Below are 19,437 nucleotides of genomic sequence, written 5' to 3' on the forward strand. Positions count from 1 at the left end.
CGTAACGGAACCCATGCAGACCGCAGACATCCGCAACCGCTGGCTCGACTTCTTCGGGAGCCGCGGCCACACCGTGGTCCCCTCCGCCTCCCTCGTGAGCGAGGACCCGAGCCTCCTCTTCACCGTCGCCGGCATGGTGCCGTTCGTGCCCTACCTCACCGGAGTGGTCCCCGCGCCCTACCCGCGTGCCACCAGCGTGCAGAAGTGCATCCGCACCAACGACATCGAGGAGGTCGGCAAGACGCCTCGTCACGGCACCTTCTTCCAGATGAACGGCAACTTCTCCTTCGGCGACTACTTCAAGGAGGGGGCGATCGGCTACGCCTGGGAGCTGCTCACCGGCGCCGAGAGCGACGGGGGACTGGGCTTCGACGAGAAGGACCTCTGGGTCACCGTCTACAAGGACGACGACGAGGCGATCGCGCTCTGGAAGACGATCGCGGGACTGCCGGACGAGCGCATCCAGCGCCTGGACAAGGACACCAACTACTGGTCGACCGGCCAGCCCGGCCCCGCGGGCCCCTGCTCCGAGATCTTCTTCGACCGTGGACCCGCCTACGGGATCGACGGCGGCCCGGCGACGGACGACGACCGCTACGTCGAGATCTGGAACCTCGTCTTCATGCAGTACCTCCGCGGCGAGGGCACGAGCAAGGTCGACTTCGACATCCTCGGCGAGCTGCCGCGCAAGAACATCGACACCGGCATGGGCCTCGAGCGCGTCGCCTTCCTCAAGCAGGGCGTCGAGAACATGTACGAGATCGACCAGGTCCGTCCGGTCCTCGATCGCGCCGCCGAGCTCTCGGGCCGCCGCTACGGAGCCGTCCACGAGGACGACGTCCGCATGCGCGTCATCGCCGACCACGTGCGCTCCTCGCTGATGCTGCTGTCGGACGGCGTGACGCCGTCCAACGAGGGGCGCGGCTACATCCTCCGCCGCCTGATGCGCCGCACGGTGCGCGCCATGCGCCTGCTCGGAGTGGACACCGCGACGTTCCCCGAGCTCTTCGCCGCCTCGCGCGACGCGATGGCGTCGGCCTACCCCGAGGTGTCCACGGAGTTCGAGCGCCTCTCGACCAGCGCCTACGGCGAGGAGGAGGCGTTCCTGCGCACCCTCGCGGCCGGCACCGAGATCCTCGACCTCGCGGTCCTGAAGACGAAGAAGGCCGAGTCGCCGACGCTGCCGGGCGACACCGCGTTCCTCCTGCACGACACCTTCGGGTTCCCGATCGACCTCACCCTCGAGATCGCCGAGGAGTCGGGTCTGACGGTCGACCGCGAGGCGTTCGACTCCCTCATGACCGCGCAGCGCACGCGTGCGAAGGCTGACGCGAAGTCGAAGAAGTCGGCGCTGGCCGATCTCTCGGTCTACGCCGACTTCCGCGCCCACGGCGAGACGCTGTTCACCGGCTACGACGTGCTCGACACCGAGACGCGCATCCTCGGCCTCATCGTCGGCGGGCACTCCGTCACGAAGGCGGTCGCGGGCGACATCGCCGAGGTGATCCTCGAGGCGACCAGCCTCTACGCGGAGTCGGGCGGCCAGGAGGCCGACGCCGGCCGCATCGTCGGCTCCGGCTTCGATCTCGAGGTCCTCGACGTGCAGAAGCCCGTCAAGGGGCTCATCAGCCACAAGGTCCAGGTCGCCAGCGGCGAGGTCGGAGTGGGCGACGCCGCCACCTCCGTCGTCGACCGCGACTGGCGTCGGGGCGCCACGCAGGCGCACTCGGGCACGCACCTCATCCACGCCGCGCTGCGCCAGGTGCTCGGTCCGCAGGCGCACCAGTCCGGCTCCTACAACAAGGCGGGCTACCTGCGCCTGGACTTCTCGTGGAACCAGGCCCTCTCGCTCGAGACCCGCAGCGAGATCGAGGAGATCGCCAACACGGCGATCCGTGACAACCTCGAGGTCGTCACGCGCGAGCTCCCGATCGACGAGGCGAAGGCGCTCGGCGCGATGGCCCTCTTCGGCGAGAAGTACGGCGACGTCGTCCGCGTGGTCGACATCGGCGGGCCCTGGTCGCGCGAGCTCTGCGCGGGCACCCACGTCGGGCGGTCGTCCGAGGTCGGCGTGATCAGCCTGGTCAGCGAGTCCTCGGTCGGATCGACCAACCGCCGCGTCGAGTCGCTCGTGGGCCGCGAGGCCTTCCAGGAGCTCGCCGCCGAGCGCGCCCTCGTCAGCACGATCTCGTCCTCGCTGAAGACCCCGCGCGAGCAGCTCCCCGAGCGGATCGGCGAGCTCGTCGCGAGCCTCAAGGCCGCTGAGAAGCGGATCGCCGCGTTCGAGGCCAAGGCCCTCGCCGACCGGGTGCCCGCCCTCGCCGCGACCCGCCGCACCGTGGGCGGCACGACCGTCGTCGCCGAGAGCATCGGCTCCGCCGGATCGACCGACGAGCTGCGCTCCCTCGTGACCTCCGTCCGCGAGCGGCTCGGCCAGGAGCCGGCCGTCGTCGCGCTCGCCGCCGACGTCTCGGGCAAGCCCGCGGTGATCGTCGCCACCAACCAGGCCGCCCGCGACCAGGGCCGCCGCGCGGGTGCGCTCGCCAGGCGCGCCGCCGGGATCCTCGGTGGCGGCGGAGGCGGCAAGGACGACCTCGCCCAGGGCGGCGGCTCCGACGTCTCCGCCATCGGCGCGGCGCTCGAGGCCGTGGTGCAGGAAGCGACCAGCTGAATGAGCCGGTTCGGCGTCCGGCTCGGCATCGATGTGGGCCGTGCCCGCATCGGGGTCGCCCGCTGCGACGCCGACGGCCTGCTCGCGGTGCCCGTCGAGACGGTCGCGCGGGCGGGCACTGACGGCGGATCCTCGGACGTCTCCCGGATCGCTCACCTCGCCGCCGAGTACGATGCCCAGGCGATCATCGTCGGACTGCCGTTGTCGCTGTCGGGGGCCGAGACGGCCTCGACGGAGGACGCGCGCGGATTCGCTCGACTGCTCGCCGAGGCGGTGCCCACCGCTCCGGTGCGGCTCGTCGACGAGCGGCTGTCGACGGTCACCGCTCAGAGCGCCCTGCACCGCTCCGGACGCACCACCCGCGGCTCCCGAGCCGTGATCGACCAGGTCGCCGCCGTGGTGATCCTGCAGCACGCCATCGATTCCGAGCGCTCGGCCGGCACCCCGGCCGGAGTCCTGCTCGAACCGAACGAAGGACCTCCCCGTGACCGACGTCCCCCCGAGCCGCCGCGACGCCCGCGCCGCCGAGCAGGCGCAGCCGACTCCGCCCGACCCGACTCCGGAGCAGCAGCCCGCGCCGACTGAGGCGCACGATCCGCTGGGCCGCCTCTTCACCGGGCCCGACGTGCCCGAGCCCCGCGGCCGCGACGACGCGGCCGCGTTCGACCCGGACGCGCGCCCGAAGCGTCGCCGCGCGGCTCGCGCGACGGGCGGCGCGAGGAAGCGCCGCAGCCGCCGCGGGCTCATCGGCGGGCTTCTGGCCTTCGGCGTCTTCGCCGCGCTCGTCGCCATCGCAGTCACGATCTTCCTCGAGCCCGTGCGCGGCCTGTTCGCCGAGCCCGAGCCGACCGACTTCACCGGCACCGGCTCGAGCGAGGTGCTGTTCACGATCCACCAGGGCGACGGCGGCAGCGACATCGCCAACAACCTCGTCTCGGACGGGGTCATCAAGTCGTACGACCCCTTCTACGACCTGCTCCTCGCCCAGAGCCCGGAGCCCGTCTTCCAGCCCGGCGCGTACTCGCTCAAGGCCGAGATGAGCGCCAAGGCCGCACTGTCGGCGCTGCTCGACTCCGAGTCGACGCGCCTCGCGAACACCTTCGTCATCCCCGAGGGGACGGCGCTCAAGGAGGCGCTGCCGCTCATCGCGGACGGCACCGGGGTCGCGCTGACGGACCTCGAGGCGGCCGCCGCCGACTGGGGCTCGTTCGGGCTCCCGGCCGGGGCGACGAGCCTCGAGGGGTTCCTGTTCCCCGCGACCTACGACATCGACCCGTCGACGCCGGCGCACGACATCCTGAAGACGCTGGTCGACCGGATGTACCAGTCGCTCGACCAGGCCGGCGTGCCGGCGGACGACCGCTACCGCGTCGTGGTGTTCGCGTCCCTCGTGCAGCGCGAGGCCCGCGTCGCCGTGGACTTCCCCAAGGTCGCGCGCGTGTTCCAGAACCGCCTCGACCAGGGGTGGCGCCTGCAGTCGGACGCGACCGTGGCGTACGGCACCGGCGCGACCGACCGCGTCTCGACCACGGACGCCGAGCGGAACGACGCCGGCAACGTCTACAACACCTACCAGCGCGACGGCCTGCCGCCCGCGCCGATCTCGAACCCGGGCGACGTGGCGATCGACGCGGTCATGCACCCCGCGGACGGCACCTGGATGTACTTCGTCACGGTGAACCTCGAGACGGGCGAGACGGTCTACTCCACCACCGACGCCGAGCACAACGCGGCCGTCGACCAGTGGCAGGCCTGGATGCGGGACCACCCGGAGTACCAGTGACGGCCGCCGGGTACCGCCTCGCGGTCCTCGGCGCGCCGATCGCGCACTCGAAGTCGCCCGCGCTGCACGCGGCCGCCTACCGGGTGCTCGGACTCGACTGGAGCTACCGCGCCGTCGAGACGACGGAGGCGACCCTCTCCGAGGTCGTGTCCGGTGAGCCCTGGCACGGACTGTCGCTGACCATGCCGCTCAAGCACGCGGTGCGACCGCTGCTGGCGGAGGAGGACGCGGTCGCCCGGGTCACCGGCGCGGTCAACACCGTGCTGGTCGACCGCTCCGGCCCGGCACCCCGCCTCCGCGGGTTCAACACCGACGTCGCGGGCATCGTGCGCGCCCTCGCCGAGGCGGGCGTCGTCTCGGCGGAGCGCGTCCAGGTGCTCGGCGGGGGAGCGACCGCCGCCTCCGCCCTGGCCGCCGCCGCCGAGCTCGGCGCGGCGCGGGTCGACCTCGTCCTGCGGACGGCGTCGAGGGCCGTCGAGCTCGCTCCGCTCGCGGAGTCGCTCGGCGTCCCGCTCTCGGTCCGCTCCTTCGCCGACTGGTCCACCGGAGCGCCACTGGTGATCTCGACGCTCCCCGGCGGGGCGGCGGACGGCCTCGACGTGCCCGACGCGGCGGTCGCGGGCTCAACCCTGTTCGACGTGGCGTACTCCCCGTGGCCGAGCGCGCTCGCCCGGCGCTGGGAGCAGGGCGGCTCCCCGGTCGTCTCCGGGCTCGGGATGCTGCTCCACCAGGCACTCGTGCAGGTGCGGATCTTCGTCGGCGGCGACCCGGTCCTGCCTCTCGATCGCGAGGACGAGGTGCTCGCGGCGATGCGCCGAGCCGTCTCGGCGGGTCCGGCGCACTGACCTCGTGTGCCAGAATCGGAGGATGCTCCGTTGGCTCACGGCCGGGGAATCCCACGGTCCCGAACTCGTCGCCGTCCTCGAAGGACTGCCGGCGGGCGTCCCCGTCTCCCTCGACGACATCCGCGCCGATCTGGCGCGCCGGAAGCTCGGCTACGGCCGCGGAGCCCGGATGAACTTCGAGCAGGACGAGCTGACGATCTCCTCCGGCGTCCGGCACGGAGCGACGATGGGCAGCCCCATCGCCCTGCGCATCGGCAACACGGAGTGGCCGCGCTGGGTCGACGTCATGTCGGCGGAGCCCCGTGACCCCGAGAGCCTGCCCAAGGGCCGCGGCGCCGCGCTCACACGGCCCCGCCCGGGCCACGCCGACCTCGTCGGGATGCAGAAGTACGGCTTCCCCGAGTCCCGCAACGTGCTCGAGCGCGCCTCCGCCCGCGAGACCGCGGCCCGCGTCGCCCTCGGCGCCGTCGCCCGCCGCTTCCTCGGCGAGCTCGGCGTCTCGCTCGTCAGCCACACCCTCGCCATCGGGCCGGTCCGCGTGCCCGAGGGCTCGCCGCTGCCCGGCCCGGCCGACGTCGCCGCCCTGGACGCGGATCCGCTGCGCTGCCACGACGCCGCGACCAGCGCCCTCATGGTCGCCGAGGTGGACCGCGCCCACGACGACGGCGACACTCTCGGCGGCGTGGTCGAGGTCCTCGCGTACGGTCTCCCGCCCGGACTCGGGTCCTACGTGCACTGGGACCGTCGTCTCGACTCCCAGCTCGCGGCGGCCCTGATGGGGATCCAGGCGATCAAGGGCGTCGAGGTCGGCGACGGCTTCCTCACCACCACCCGCCGCGGCTCGGAGGCGCACGACGAGCTCTTCCAGTCCGCCGCCGGCATCTCCCGGTCCAGCGACCGGGCCGGCGGCACCGAGGGCGGGATGAGCACGGGGACCGTGCTGCGGGTCCGCGCCGGCATGAAGCCGATCGCGACCGTGCCGCACGCGCTGCGCACCGTCGACGTCGCCACCGGCGAGGCAGCCGGCGCTCACCACCAGCGCTCCGACGTCTGCGCGGTGCCGGCGTCCGGTGTCGTCGCGGAGGCGATGGTCGCCCTGGTGCTCGCGAACGCCGTGCTCGAGAAGTTCGGCGGCGACAGCGTCACCGAGACCCGCCGCAACCTGCAGGGCTACCTCGCCGCCATCCCCGACGAGCTCCGCACGGCCGCCGCGAGCGACCCGGGTCTCGGGCTCGCCTGATGGCCGCGTCCTCGGCGGCCCGCTGATGGCGGGTCACGATACCGGCGCGGCCCGCGCCCGCCTCGTCCTGATCGGCCCGATGGGCGCCGGCAAGACGACGATCGGCAAGCGGGTCGCGAAGGCGCTGAGCGCCGGGTTCGTCGACTCCGACGCGGAGTTCGTGCGCACCCACGGCCCGATCGCCCCCTACTTCGACGCCCACGGCGAGCCGGCCTTCCGCCGGGAGGAGCGCCGTGTCGTCGAGCGCGCCGTCCGTCGCGACGTGGTGCTGAGCCTCGGCGGGGGAGCGGTGCTCGATCCCGCGACGCGCGCCGACCTCGCGGACGTGCCCGTCGTGCTCCTCACCACCACGGCCGAGGCCGTCCGCGACCGGCTCGGCTCCGGCTCCCGCCCGCTGGTGCGCGGCGGGGTCGGCGACTGGGTCCGCATCTTCGACGAGCGGCGCCCGGTCTACGAGTCCCTCGCGGACACCGTGGTCGACACCTCCCGGCGGCCGATCACCCTGATCGCCGCCGAGATCGCGGAGTGGGTGCGCGCGCAGCGCCCCTCCGCCACCCCTGCACCATCGGACCCGGCGGCCACGAGCCGCCCGAGCGGAAGACAGTCATGAACGACGGCACCACCGCCATCCCCGTCGCCGGAGAGAACGGCTACGACATCCACGTCGGGCGCGGACTCCTCGACGGCCTCGCCGACGCGATCGGCCCCCGGGCCGCGAAGGTGCTCATCGTGCACCCGCCGACCCTCGCGGTCCTCGCCGCCGAGATCCGCGAGAGCCTGCTCGAGCGCTACGAAGTGCTGCTCGCCGAGGTCCCGGACGCCGAGGCCGCGAAGCGCGTGGAGGTGGCGGCCTTCTGCTGGCAGGTGATGGGGCAGTCGGACTTCACCCGCACGGACGCGGTCGTCGGCTTCGGCGGCGGCGCGATCACCGACCTGGCCGGCTTCGTCGCCGCCACCTGGCTCCGCGGGGTCGACCTGGTGCAGGTGCCGACCACCGTGCTCGGGATGGTCGACGCGGCCGTCGGGGGGAAGACCGGCATCAACACGGCCGAGGGCAAGAACCTCGTCGGCGCCTTCCACGCGCCGCGGGCGGTCGTCGCCGACCTCGACGTGCTGACCAGCCTCCCGCGCAACGAGATCCTCGCCGGCTTCGGCGAGATCGTGAAGTACGGGATGATCGCCGAGCCGCGCATCCTCGACATCATCGAGTCCGACATCGACCTGGCCACCGACCCGACGTCGGAGGAGTTCCGCAGCCTGGTCGAGCTGTCGATCGGGATCAAGGCGCGGGTCGTCGGCGAGGACTTCACCGAGAAGGGCCTGCGCGAGATCCTGAACTACGGGCACACCCTCGGGCACGCGGTCGAGCACGCCGAGCGCTACCAGTGGCGCCACGGCGCGGCCGTCTCCGTCGGGATGATGTTCGCGGCGGAGCTCTCGCGCCTGACCGGATCGCTCAGCGACGCGGTGGTGGACCGCCAGCGCCGGGTCCTCGAATCGCTGACCCTGCCGACGAGCTACCCGCTCGGACGATGGGAGACGCTCCTCGCCGCGATGCAGCGCGACAAGAAGACCCGCGCGGGGATGCTCCGCTTCGTGGTCCTCGACGACATCGCCCGCCCGAGCATCCTGCAGGGGCCGGAGACGTCGCTGCTGTTCGCGGCGTACCAGGAGATCGGATCGTAGGTCCGACTCGGCTGAGCCCGGGCGGCGCCGTTGGGGCGATTCGCATGCGGCGTCCAGACTCCTCTGCCGACGGGGCCGCGTCGACTACACTCGACGGGTCAGCCGGACCGGCCGATATCGCCGCGCCCGCGTACCGGGCTCGCCGGCGCAGACTTCCACCGAAACGGATCCCCCTTCGCATGGCCTCTACCACCGACATCAAGAACGGCACCGTCCTCAGCATCGACGGCCAGCTCTGGAACGTCATCGACTTCCAGCACGTCAAGCCGGGCAAGGGCGGCGCCTTCGTCCGCACCAAGATGAAGAACGTCCTCACGGGCAAGGTCGTCGACAAGACCTTCAACGCGGGCGCCAAGATCGACACGGCCAACGTCGACCGCCGCGACTTCCAGTACCTCTACCGCGACGGCGCGGACTTCGTGTTCATGGACACCAGCGACTACGACCAGATCACCGTCCCCGAGGCGGTCGTCGGCGACGCGGCGAACTTCATGCTCGAGAACCAGAACGTGACCCTCGCCCTGCACGACGGCGACCCGCTCTACATCGACCTCCCCGCCTCGGTCGTCCTCGAGATCACGTACACGGAGCCGGGCCTCCAGGGCGACCGCTCGACCGGCGGCACCAAGCCCGCGACGGTCGAGACCGGCTACCAGATCCAGGTCCCGCTCTTCCTCGAGCAGGGCACGAAGGTCAAGGTCGACACCCGCACGGGCGACTACCTCGGCCGCGTCAGCTGAGCCGGGCCTCCCGTGAGTGCTCGCACGAAGGCGCGCAAGCGCGCCCTCGACATCCTCTACAACGCCGACGTCCGGCAGATCAGCTTCGCCCAGTCGCTGCGCGCCGAGGCCGAGCGAGCGGCGAACGAGCCGGCCCGTGAGGCCTCGTGGCTCTACGCCCGCGAGATCGTCGACGGGGTCATCGACCACGCTGACGAGATCGACGAGCTGATCGCCCGGCTCGCCCAGGGCTGGACACTCTCGCGCATGCCGCTGGTCGACCGCGCGATCCTCCGGATCGGGGTGTGGGAGATCCTGCACAACGACGCGGTGCCCGACGGCGTCGCCATCTCGGAGGCCGTCGAGGCCGCCACGTCGCTGTCGACCGACGACTCGGCGGGCTTCATCAACGGGCTCCTCGCCTCCGTCGCGGAGTCCCGCACGACGGCCTGACCCGCCCCGGAGACATGCTCGGCCCGCCGGATCCCCGTGATCGGGCGGGCCGAGGTCGTTCCCGGGCTGCCCGTCCGGCGGGCCGCGCGACGGCCCCTATACTCGACACGGCTTTTCCTTTAACAGCCGTCCTGTGAGGCGGGGAAGGAGGTCGGTGTGACGGCACGAATCGTGCTCAACGGCGCTGACATCACGCGAGCGCTCACGCGCATCGCCCACGAGATCCTCGAGTCGAACCGCGGCCCCGAGTCGCTGGTCGTCCTCGGCATCCCGACGCGCGGCGTCGCCCTCGCGAGGCGCATCGCCGAGACGATCGCGCGGATCGAGCCGGACGGTCCCCCCGTCTTCGCCGGCTCCCTCGACGTGACGATGTACCGCGACGACCTCTCCCGGCACCCGGTCCGCACCCCCGCGCGCACCGCCGTCCCCGCGAGCATCGACGGCCGGACCGTGGTCCTCGTCGACGACGTCCTCTTCTCGGGCCGCACCATCCGCGCCGCCCTGGACGCCCTCAGCGACATCGGCCGTCCGCGAGCCGTGCGGCTGGCCGCGCTGGTCGATCGCGGACACCGCGAGCTCCCGATCCGGGCGGACTTCGTCGGCAAGAACCTGCCGAGCAGCCTGAGCGAGCGGATCAACGTCCGGCTCGTCGAGACGGACGGTGAGGACCTGGTCGCGATCGAGTCGCAGGCCACCGGCGAGGAGACGGCTCCGTGAAGCACCTGCTCTCGACCCGGGACCTCGACCGCGCGAGCGCGATCGCACTCCTCGACATCGCCGAGGACATGGCGGACGTGCAGAACCGCGAGGTCAAGAAGCTGCCGACCCTGCGCGGGAAGACCGTGGTCAATCTCTTCTTCGAGGACTCCACCCGCACGCGGATCTCGTTCGAGGCGGCGGCGAAGCGGCTCTCGGCCGACGTCATCAACTTCAGCGCGAAGGGCTCCAGCGTCTCCAAGGGCGAGAGCCTGAAGGACACCGCGCAGACGCTCGCCGCGATGGGCGCCGACGGAGTGGTCATCCGCCACAGCGCCTCCGGAGCCCCTGCGGTTCTGGCGGCGAGCGGCTGGATCGACGCCTCGATCCTCAACGCCGGCGACGGGACCCACGAGCACCCGACCCAGGCGCTCCTGGACGCGTTCACCATCCGCCGGCGCCTGCACGGCGCCTCCGCGTCCCGCGGCAAGAGCCTCGACGGCGTCGCGGTCACGATCGTGGGCGACGTCCTGCACTCGCGGGTGGCGCGCTCGAACGTCTGGCTGCTGACGGCGCTGGGCGCCGAGGTGACCCTGGTCGCACCGCCGACCCTCGTGCCGGTCGACACGCGCGACTGGCCCGCGACCATCCGCTTCGATCTGGACGAGGCGATCGACACCGGGCTCCCCGACGTCGTGATGCTCCTGCGCATCCAGCTCGAGCGGATGTCGAGCGGGTTCTTCCCCAACGGCCGGGAGTACGCGCGGATCTGGGGCCTCGACGACGAGCGGCTCGCCCGGCTGGGTCCCGATACCATCGTCATGCACCCCGGACCCATGAACAGGGGCGTCGAGATCTCCTCGGCGGCCGCCGATTCGAGCCGCTCCACGGTGCTCGAACAGGTCACGAACGGAGTGTCCGTCCGGATGGCCGCGCTCTACCTGCTGCTGTCCGGCGAACGGGAGGTCCACTGATGAGCACTGCCCAGCCGCTTCAGAGCACGGCGCCGGAGCGGATCCTGATCTCGGGAGCGACGCTCGCCGACGAGTCGACCGCCGACCTGCTGATCGACGGGGGCGTGATCGTCGAGATCGGCGCCGACCTCGACTCGCGCGGGGCCCGCGTGATCGACGCCGACGGCCTGCTGGCGCTGCCCGGCCTGGTCGACCTGCACACCCACCTGCGCGAGCCGGGGTTCGAGCAGAGCGAGACGATCCTCACCGGCACGCGAGCTGCGGCCGCCGGAGGCTTCACCGCCGTCTTCGCGATGGCGAACACCTCGCCGGTGCAGGACACCGCGGGCGTGGTCGAGCAGGTGCAGAGCCTGGGCGAGGACGCCGGCTACGCGACGGTCCGCCCGATCGGCGCGGTGACCGTGGGTCTGGCGGGGGAGTCGCTCGCCGAGCTCGGCGCGATGGCCCGCAGCCGCGCGGCCGTGCGGGTCTTCTCGGACGACGGGAAGTGCGTCTCGGACGCGCTGCTGATGCGCCGCGCTCTCGAGTACGTCAAGGCGTTCGACGGAGTCGTCGCCCAGCACGCGCAGGAGCCGCGGCTCACCGTCGGCGCGCAGATGAACGAGGGCGCCGTCTCCAGCGCCCTCGGCCTGCAGGGCTGGCCCGCCGTGGCCGAGGAGGCGATCATCGCCCGCGACGTGCTCCTCGCTGAGCACGTGGGCTCCCGCCTGCACGTCTGCCACGTCTCGACCGCGGGCTCGGTCGACGTCATCCGCTGGGCGAAGGCCCGGGGGATCGACGTGACCGCCGAGGTCACCCCCCACCACCTGCTCCTCACCGAGCAGGCCGTCGCCGGCCAGGACGGGCCGAGCTACGACGCCCGCTTCAAGGTGAACCCGCCGCTGCGCCGCGACGAGGACGTGCTCGCCCTCCGCGAGGCCCTCGCCGACGGCACCATCGACATCGTCGCCACCGACCACGCGCCGCACCCGGTCGAGGCGAAGGACTGCGAGTGGGACGCCGCGGCGTTCGGCATGGTCGGCCTCGAGAGCGCGCTGAGCGTGGTGCACGCCGCCGTCGTCGAGGACGGGCGGATGAGCTGGTCCGACGTCGCGCGCGTGCTCTCCTCCGCCCCCGCCCGCATCGGCCGGCTCGACGGCTACGACCGCGGCCTCGCCGTCGGGGCCGCCGCGAACGTCGTGCTCTACGACCCGGAGGCGCGACGCCGCTTCTCCGTCGAGGACCTGCGCGGCCGCAGCGGCAACTCCCCGTACCTCGGTCGCGAGCTGCCGGGCCGCGTCGTCGCCACCCTCCACCGGGGCTTCCCGACCGTGCTGGACGGCGAGCTCGTCGACGCGGCGGTCGTCGCCGCCTCCGCGAAGGCCTCCCGTGGATAGGGCCGCGATCACGATCGTCATCGCCGCGGTCGTCGTCCTCGTCTTCGTCGGCATGCTGCTCTCCTGGCGCGCGCGGCGCCGCCGCTCGGCCGTCCTCGCGCCGGAGCCCGTGCCCGCGTCCTCGCTGGGCGCCGAGGTCGAGCGCGTCGACCTCCCGTACGTGGCCACGACCCGCTTCGAGCAGCCGCTCGAGCGCGTCGTGCTGCCGGGGCTCGGCTTCCGCGGCAACGCTGTGCTGCGCCTCCACGAGCGCGGCGTCGTGATCGCCCCCGTCGGCGAGCGCGAGACGGTGATCCCGGCCTCCCTCCTGCGCGGAGCGGGCCAGGGCAGCTACGTGATCGACCGCGTCGTCGAGGAGGGCGGCCTGCTCGTGATCTCCTGGTCGCCCCGCGGCGACGAGACCGTCGACAGCTACCTCCGCGTGGCCGAGCCCGCCCTCCGGGCGCACCTGGTCGCCGAGCTGCAGCGCCTCGCCGGCCCCCGTTCCTCCCCCTCCCACCCCGGAGCCGCCGACGGCGGCCCCGACACGACCCAGAAGGGCTCCTAGTCCGTGCCAACGACACGCCTCAGCACCGAACCCACCGCCGTCCTCGTCCTCGAGGACGGACGACGATTCCGGGGACAGGCCTACGGCGCCCGAGGCCGCACCCTGGGCGAGATCGTCTTCGCCACCGGCATGACCGGCTACCAGGAGACGCTGACCGACCCGAGCTACGCCGGCCAGATCGTCGTGCAGACCGCGCCCCACATCGGCAACACCGGGACCAACGACGAGGACATGGAGTCGCGCCGCATCTGGGTCGCCGGCTACGTCGTCCGCGACCCCTCCCGCGTCGTCTCCAACTTCCGCGCGCAGCGCTCCCTCGGCGACGACCTGGAGACCGACGGCATCGTCGGGATCTCCGGCGTCGACACCCGGGCGATCACCCGCCACATCCGCTCGGCCGGCTCGATGCGCGCCGGCGTGTTCTCCGGCGAGGACCTCGCCCTCCCCGAGGAGGAGCAGCTCGCGCTGGTCCTCGGCGGCCGGCAGATGCAGGGGCTCAACCTCTCCTCCTCGGTCTCGACCGACGAGCAGTACACGGTGCCCGCCCGCGGCGAGCGCGTCGGCTCGGTCGCGGTCATCGACCTGGGGGTGAAGACCTCGACGGTCAACTACCTCGCGGAGCGCGGCTTCGACGTCCACGTGCTGCCCGAGTCGGTGACCGCCGAGCAGGTGCTCGCGCTCGACCCGTCCGCGCTCTTCTTCTCCAACGGCCCCGGCGACCCCGAGGCCTCGGACCGCCACGTCGAGCTGCTGCGCACCACCCTGCGCGCCGACCTGCCGTTCTTCGGCATCTGCTTCGGCAACCAGCTGCTGGGGCGCGCTCTCGGCTTCGGCACCTACAAGCTCCCGTTCGGCCACCGCGGGATCAACCAGCCCGTGCTCGACAAGCTCACCGGCCGCGTGGAGATCACCTCGCAGAACCACGGGTTCGCCGTGGACGCGCCGATCGAGGGCGAGCTGGACTCGCCCGAGGGCTTCGGCCGCGTCGAGGTCAGCCACTACTCCCTCAACGACTCGGTCGTGGAGGGCCTGCGCTGCCTCGACATCCCCGCCTTCTCGGTGCAGTACCACCCGGAGGCGGCGGCCGGCCCGCACGACTCCAACCACCTCTTCGACCGCTTCCGCGAGATGGTCGTGCAGCGCACGGCCGGGCGCGGGGCCTCGGAGCCCACCGACATCCCCACGACCAGCAGCATCGGAGAGCAGAAGTAATGCCGCGCAGGGAAGACATCCAGAGCGTCCTGGTCATCGGCTCCGGCCCGATCGTCATCGGACAGGCCGTCGAGTTCGACTACTCCGGCACCCAGGCCTGCCGCGTGCTGCGCGCCGAGGGGGTGCGCGTGATCCTCGTCAACTCCAACCCGGCGACGATCATGACCGATCCCGACTTCGCCGACGCCACCTACGTGGAGCCGATCACGCCCAAGGCGATCGAGGCGATCATCGCCAAGGAGAAGCCGGACGCGATCCTGCCGACCCTCGGCGGGCAGACGGCCCTGAACGCGGCCATCCAGCTGCACGACCTCGGGATCCTCGAGAAGTACGGCGTCGAGCTCATCGGCGCGAGCTTCGAGGCGATCAACCGCGGCGAGGACCGGCAGATCTTCAAGCAGCTGGTGCTGGACGCGGGCGCCGACGTCGCGAAGTCCTACATCGCGCACACCGTCGACGAGGCGATCGAGTACGCCGAGGACCTGGGCTATCCCCTCGTCATCCGCCCGTCGTTCACCATGGGCGGCCTGGGCTCCGGCTTCGCCTACACCCGCGAGGAGCTGGTGCGGATGGTCGGCGACGGCCTGCACCAGAGCCCCACCACCGAGGTGCTCCTGGAGGAGTCGATCCTCGGCTGGAAGGAGTACGAGCTCGAGCTCATGCGCGACACGGCCGACAACACGGTCGTCGTCTGCTCGATCGAGAACGTCGACCCCGTCGGCGTGCACACGGGCGACTCGATCACCGTCGCACCGGCGCTGACCCTCACCGACCGCGAGTACCAGAAGCTGCGCGACATCGGCATCCGGATCATCCGCGACGTGGGCGTGGACACCGGCGGCTGCAACATCCAGTTCGCGATCGACCCGGCGGACGGCCGGATCATCGTGATCGAGATGAACCCGCGCGTCTCCCGCTCCTCCGCCCTCGCCTCTAAGGCGACCGGCTTCCCGATCGCCAAGATCGCCGCGAAGCTCGCCATCGGCTACCGCCTGGACGAGATCCCGAACGACATCACCAAGGTGACGCCGGCGAGCTTCGAGCCGACGCTGGACTACGTGGTCGTGAAGGTCCCGCGGTTCGCGTTCGAGAAGTTCCCGGCCGCCGACAAGACGCTGACCACGACCATGAAGTCGGTGGGCGAGGCGATGGCGATCGGCCGCAACTACGCGCAGGCGCTGCAGAAGGCGCTCCGCTCGCTCGAGAAGCGCGGCTCGTCGTTCCACTGGGGCGCGCAGGAGCGCTCGGTCGAGGAGCTCCTCGAGATCGCGAGGACCCCGACCGACGGCCGCATCGTCACCGTGCAGCAGGCGCTGCGCCTGGGAGCCACGGTCGAGCAGGCGTTCGAGTCCACGAAGATCGACCCCTGGTTCCTCGACCAGATCGTGCTGATCAACGAGATCGCCGACCTGGTGCGCGAGCACGACGGCCTCGACGCCGGACTCCTCCGCCTGGCGAAGGACCACGGCTTCTCGGACGCGCAGATCGCCGAGCTCCGCGGGCTCGACGAGGCGGAGGTCCGCCGCACCCGCTACGCGCTGGACGTGCGCCCGGTCTACAAGACCGTCGATACCTGCGCGGGCGAGTTCCCGGCGCTCACGCCGTACCACTACTCCTCGTACGACGAGGAGACGGAGGTCGTCGCCGCCGACCGCCGCAAGGTCGTCATCCTGGGCTCCGGCCCCAACCGCATCGGCCAGGGGGTCGAGTTCGACTACTCCTGCGTGCACGCCTCGTTCGCGCTCTCGGACGCGGGCTTCGAGACGATCATGATCAACTGCAACCCCGAGACGGTCTCGACCGACTACGACACCTCGGACCGCCTCTACTTCGAGCCGCTGACTCTCGAGGACGTGCTCGAGGTCATCCACGCGGAGTCGCAGTCCGGCGAGCTCGTCGGCGTCGTCGTGCAGCTGGGCGGCCAGACGGCGCTCGGGCTCGCCGCGGGCCTCGAGGCGGCCGGCGTGCCCATCCTCGGCACCACCCCCGCGAACATCTACCTCGCGGAGGAGCGCGGCGCGTTCTCGCGGATCCTCGACGAGGCGGGACTTCTCGCTCCGCGCAACGGCACCGCGACCGACCTCGACGGCGCCCGCGAGGTCGCGGTGGAGATCGGCTACCCGGTCCTCGTCCGTCCGTCGTTCGTCCTCGGCGGGCGCGGCATGGAGATCGTCTACGGCACGCCCCAGCTCGAGGACTACTTCGAGCGGATGGCCGGCGAGGGGATCATCGACGAGGCGCACCCGCTGCTGGTGGACCGCTTCCTCGACGACGCGATCGAGATCGACGTCGACGCGCTCTTCGACGGCGAGCAGCTCTACATCGGAGGAGTGATGGAGCACATCGAGGAGGCCGGCATCCACTCCGGCGACTCGGCGTGCACGCTCCCGCCGGTGACGCTCGGCCGCCGCCAGATCGACCAGGTGCGGGAGGCGACCCTCGCGATCGCGCAGGGCGTCGGCGTCCGAGGACTGCTGAACGTCCAGTTCGCGATCGGCCAGGGCGTGCTCTACGTGCTCGAGGCGAACCCCCGGGCCTCGCGCACCGTGCCGTTCGTGTCGAAGGCGCTGGGCATCCCGCTCGCGAAGGCCGCGTCGCGCCTGATGGTGGGCGAGACCATCGCCGCGCTGAAGGCCGAGGGCCTGCTGCCCGAGCGCGACGGCTCCGACGTCCCGATGGACTCTCCCATCGCGGTGAAGGAGGCGGTCCTGCCGTTCAAGCGCTTCCGCACCAAGGAGGGCCAGATCGTCGACTCGCTGCTCGGGCCCGAGATGCGCTCCACCGGCGAGGTCATGGGGATCGACCGCGACTTCCCGCGCGCCTTCGCGAAGAGCCAGGACGCCGCGTACGGCGGCATGCCGGCGAGCGGGACCGTCTTCATCTCGGTCGCCGACCGCGACAAGCGCTCGATCGTCCTGCCCGCGCTGCGCCTGCGTCAGCTCGGCTTCGACATCCTCGCGACCGAGGGCACGGCCGAGGTGCTGAATCGCAACGGGATCCAGGCCCGCGTGGTCCGCAAGTACAGCGAGACCGCCGAGGGCGACGCGCCCTCCATCGTCGAGCTGATCGCCCGCGACGAGGTCGACGTGGTGATCAACACGCCCAGCGGAGGAGCGACCCGCGCCGACGGCTACGAGATCCGCGCCGCCGCGGTCGCCGCGGACAAGCCGCTGTTCACCACGATCGCCCAGCTCGCGGCGGCGGTCGCCTCGCTCGACGCGGCGAACGAGCCCTTCGAGGTGACGAGCCTGCAGGACTACGCCCTGCGCCGCGCGGAGCGCACCGCGTGAGCGGCGGCGCGGCGGGCACCGCCTCCTTCGGCTCGCGCCTCGAGGCGGCGTTCGCCGCGCACGGCCGGCTCTGCGTCGGGATCGACCCGCACGCGTACCTGCTCGACGCGTGGGGCCTCGCCGACGACGCGGCCGGGCTCGAGAGCTTCGGCCGAACGGTCGTCGAGGCGGCGGCCGGCCGTGCGGGCGTGGTGAAGCCGCAGATCGCGTTCTTCGAGCGGCACGGCTCGGCGGGCTACGCCGCGCTCGAGCGCGTGCTCGCCGACGCCCGCGAGGCCGGACTGCTGGTGATCGCCGACGTCAAGCGCGGCGACATCGGCACGAGCGTCACCGCCTACGCCGAGGCGTGGCTCCGGCCCGGCTCGCCGCTCGAGGCGGACGCCATGACCGCGGCGGCCTACCAGGGGCTCGGCTCCCTCGAGGGGATGCTGACCCTCGCCGAGGAGGCGGGCAAGGGCGTGTTCGTCCTCGCAGCCACCTCCAACCCCGAGGCCCGCCCCGTGCAGCGCGCCCTCGTGCAGGACGGCGGCCGGGCGGGATCCACCGTGGCACGCGCGGTCGTGGCGGACGTGGCATCCTGGAACGACGCTCACGCTCGCGCGTCGATCGGCTCGGTCGGCGTGGTGCTCGGCGCCACTGTCGCCCTGGGCGACTTCGGCATCGGCATCGACGAGCCGCTGCACCCCGCACTTCCGGTGCTCGCGCCCGGCTTCGGCCACCAGGGCGCAGCCGTCGCGGACGCGCAGCGGCTGTTCGGCGCGCTGAGCGCCGCCACCATCGTCAGCGAGTCGCGCAGCGTGCTCGGCGCCGGCCCCTCGGGGATCGCGGCCGAGATCACCCGCCGCGCGACCGACATCCAGGAGACCCTTGTCCGCTGAAACCGTCAGCCCCGATCCCGGCGCCTCCTCGCGCCCGGAGGCCGTGCGCCGTCCCTCGCCGCCCGAGGTCGACCGGCGCGCCGCCTCCGAGGCCGCGATCGCGGCGCGCCGTGCCCGCGCCGCCGTCAAGAAGGCCGTCGCCGCCGGACGCCGCCCCGCGACCGCCGTGCTCGCGGCGGCCCAGGCCGAGCCGCTCGGAGTCGAGGGGCGGATGCGCGTCAGCGAGCTGCTCCGCGCCGTGCCCGCACTCGGCGTGGTGAAGACGCCCCGGGTGATGGACCAGCTGCGGATCGCCGAGTCGAAGCGCCTCGGCGGGCTCGGCCGGCGCCAGGTCGAGGGCCTGGCGTCGTTCCTCGAGGAGCGGGAGTCGCGGCAGCGCCGCCCCGGCCGCAACCGCCTGCTCGTCCTCGCCGGTCCGACCGCGGTCGGCAAGGGCACCGTGTCGACCTACATCCGCGAGAACTACCCGGACGTCCTGCTCTCGGTCTCGGCCACCACCCGGGCCCCGCGTCCGGGCGAGGTGGACGGCGTCAGCTACTACTTCGTCGACGACGCCGAGTTCGACCGGATGGTCGCGGCGGGGGAGTTCCTCGAGTACGCCGTCGTCCACAACGCTCACCGCTACGGCACGCCCCGCGGCCCCATCGACGCCGCGCTGGAGCAGGGCCGGCAGGTGATGCTCGAGATCGACATCCAGGGTGCCCGCCAGGTGCGCGAGCGGATGCCGGACGCGCGGCTGGTCTTCCTCCTGCCGCCGAGCTGGGACGAGCTGGTCCGCCGGCTGGTCGGCCGCGGCACCGAGAGCGCGGAGGAGCAGGAGCGCCGTCTGGCCACCGCGAAGGTGGAGCTGGCCGCGCAGGACGAGTTCGATTTCGCCGTCGTCAACAGCACCGTGCCCGAAGCGGCCCGCGAGGTCGTAGAATTGATGTCGCCTCGTGCCGACGGCGCGCCCGCTGACCCGGGCCGCTGACACCGGGCCACCGACCACCTCCGGGCCGACGCCCCGGGTCCCACCGGGCACACGCCCCTCGGAGCCCGCGCGCCGTGTTGCTCCGGAGCCGCAGATC

16 protein-coding genes and 1 pseudogene are annotated in these 19,437 nt (G+C 72.4%); all 17 read left to right on the forward strand.

Features of this window, described 5'->3' with window-relative positions:
• The first annotated feature begins 13 nt into the window (after positions 1–13).
• The 17 genes and pseudogenes from alaS (at position 14) to gmk (ending at position 19,340) form a co-directional block, all read left to right on the forward strand.
• Complete coding sequence (gene alaS / locus C5C56_RS00845) at positions 14–2,671, forward strand: alanine--tRNA ligase (RefSeq protein ID WP_104261517.1); 2,658 nt, start codon at positions 14–16, stop codon at positions 2,669–2,671.
• A pseudogene (gene ruvX, locus C5C56_RS00850) lies at positions 2,672–3,145 on the forward strand (Holliday junction resolvase RuvX); the annotation flags it as partial.
• A gap of 10 nt (positions 3,146–3,155) precedes the next feature.
• On the forward strand, positions 3,156–4,454 hold the full coding sequence (gene mltG, locus C5C56_RS00855; protein WP_104318976.1) for an endolytic transglycosylase MltG: 1,299 nt from the start codon (positions 3,156–3,158) through the stop codon (positions 4,452–4,454).
• The gene (locus C5C56_RS00860; protein WP_258059240.1) at positions 4,451–5,299 is read left to right on the forward strand and encodes a shikimate dehydrogenase; all 849 of its coding nucleotides are present in this window, start codon (positions 4,451–4,453) and stop codon (positions 5,297–5,299) included. Before mltG ends, C5C56_RS00860 begins: the two co-directional genes overlap by 4 nt.
• A gap of 22 nt (positions 5,300–5,321) precedes the next feature.
• Positions 5,322–6,539 (forward strand): chorismate synthase, encoded by a 1,218-nt coding sequence (gene aroC, locus C5C56_RS00865; RefSeq protein ID WP_104246778.1) that lies wholly within the window; start codon positions 5,322–5,324, stop codon positions 6,537–6,539.
• Positions 6,540–6,564: 25 nt separating this feature from the next.
• The gene (locus C5C56_RS00870; protein WP_104225325.1) at positions 6,565–7,149 is read left to right on the forward strand and encodes a shikimate kinase; all 585 of its coding nucleotides are present in this window, start codon (positions 6,565–6,567) and stop codon (positions 7,147–7,149) included.
• Positions 7,146–8,225, forward strand: a complete 1,080-nt coding sequence (aroB, locus tag C5C56_RS00875; protein WP_104225324.1) for a 3-dehydroquinate synthase — start codon at positions 7,146–7,148, stop codon at positions 8,223–8,225. Before C5C56_RS00870 ends, aroB begins: the two co-directional genes overlap by 4 nt.
• A 179-nt stretch (positions 8,226–8,404) precedes the next feature.
• On the forward strand, positions 8,405–8,965 hold the full coding sequence (efp, locus tag C5C56_RS00880) for an elongation factor P (protein ID WP_068210208.1): 561 nt from the start codon (positions 8,405–8,407) through the stop codon (positions 8,963–8,965).
• A 12-nt stretch (positions 8,966–8,977) separates the two neighbouring features.
• Positions 8,978–9,397, forward strand: coding sequence for a transcription antitermination factor NusB (gene nusB, locus C5C56_RS00885; RefSeq protein ID WP_104224751.1), 420 nt, complete (start codon positions 8,978–8,980; stop codon positions 9,395–9,397).
• Positions 9,398–9,553: 156 nt separating this feature from the next.
• Positions 9,554–10,114 (forward strand): bifunctional pyr operon transcriptional regulator/uracil phosphoribosyltransferase PyrR, encoded by a 561-nt coding sequence (gene pyrR / locus C5C56_RS00890; protein WP_104224750.1) that lies wholly within the window; start codon positions 9,554–9,556, stop codon positions 10,112–10,114.
• The gene (locus C5C56_RS00895) at positions 10,111–11,067 is read left to right on the forward strand and encodes an aspartate carbamoyltransferase catalytic subunit (RefSeq protein WP_104224749.1); all 957 of its coding nucleotides are present in this window, start codon (positions 10,111–10,113) and stop codon (positions 11,065–11,067) included. The genes pyrR and C5C56_RS00895 overlap by 4 nt, the downstream gene beginning before the upstream one ends.
• The gene (locus C5C56_RS00900) at positions 11,067–12,443 is read left to right on the forward strand and encodes a dihydroorotase (RefSeq protein ID WP_104224748.1); all 1,377 of its coding nucleotides are present in this window, start codon (positions 11,067–11,069) and stop codon (positions 12,441–12,443) included. The genes C5C56_RS00895 and C5C56_RS00900 overlap by 1 nt, the downstream gene beginning before the upstream one ends.
• The gene (locus C5C56_RS00905; protein ID WP_104318977.1) at positions 12,436–12,990 is read left to right on the forward strand and encodes a hypothetical protein; all 555 of its coding nucleotides are present in this window, start codon (positions 12,436–12,438) and stop codon (positions 12,988–12,990) included. Before C5C56_RS00900 ends, C5C56_RS00905 begins: the two co-directional genes overlap by 8 nt.
• A 3-nt stretch (positions 12,991–12,993) precedes the next feature.
• The gene (gene carA / locus C5C56_RS00910) at positions 12,994–14,202 is read left to right on the forward strand and encodes a glutamine-hydrolyzing carbamoyl-phosphate synthase small subunit (RefSeq protein WP_104225321.1); all 1,209 of its coding nucleotides are present in this window, start codon (positions 12,994–12,996) and stop codon (positions 14,200–14,202) included.
• On the forward strand, positions 14,202–17,492 hold the full coding sequence (gene carB / locus C5C56_RS00915; RefSeq protein ID WP_104318978.1) for a carbamoyl-phosphate synthase large subunit: 3,291 nt from the start codon (positions 14,202–14,204) through the stop codon (positions 17,490–17,492). The genes carA and carB overlap by 1 nt, the downstream gene beginning before the upstream one ends.
• Positions 17,489–18,370, forward strand: coding sequence for an orotidine-5'-phosphate decarboxylase (gene pyrF / locus C5C56_RS00920; RefSeq protein ID WP_104246781.1), 882 nt, complete (start codon positions 17,489–17,491; stop codon positions 18,368–18,370). The genes carB and pyrF overlap by 4 nt, the downstream gene beginning before the upstream one ends.
• A gap of 43 nt (positions 18,371–18,413) precedes the next feature.
• Positions 18,414–19,340: a guanylate kinase gene (gene gmk, locus C5C56_RS00925; protein WP_104354723.1), complete on the forward strand. Its 927-nt coding sequence runs from the start codon at positions 18,414–18,416 to the stop codon at positions 19,338–19,340.
• Positions 19,341–19,437 lie beyond the last annotated feature (97 nt).

Source organism: Rathayibacter sp. AY1D1 (assembly GCF_002932635.1).
Classification (GTDB): Bacteria; Actinomycetota; Actinomycetes; order Actinomycetales; family Microbacteriaceae; genus Rathayibacter.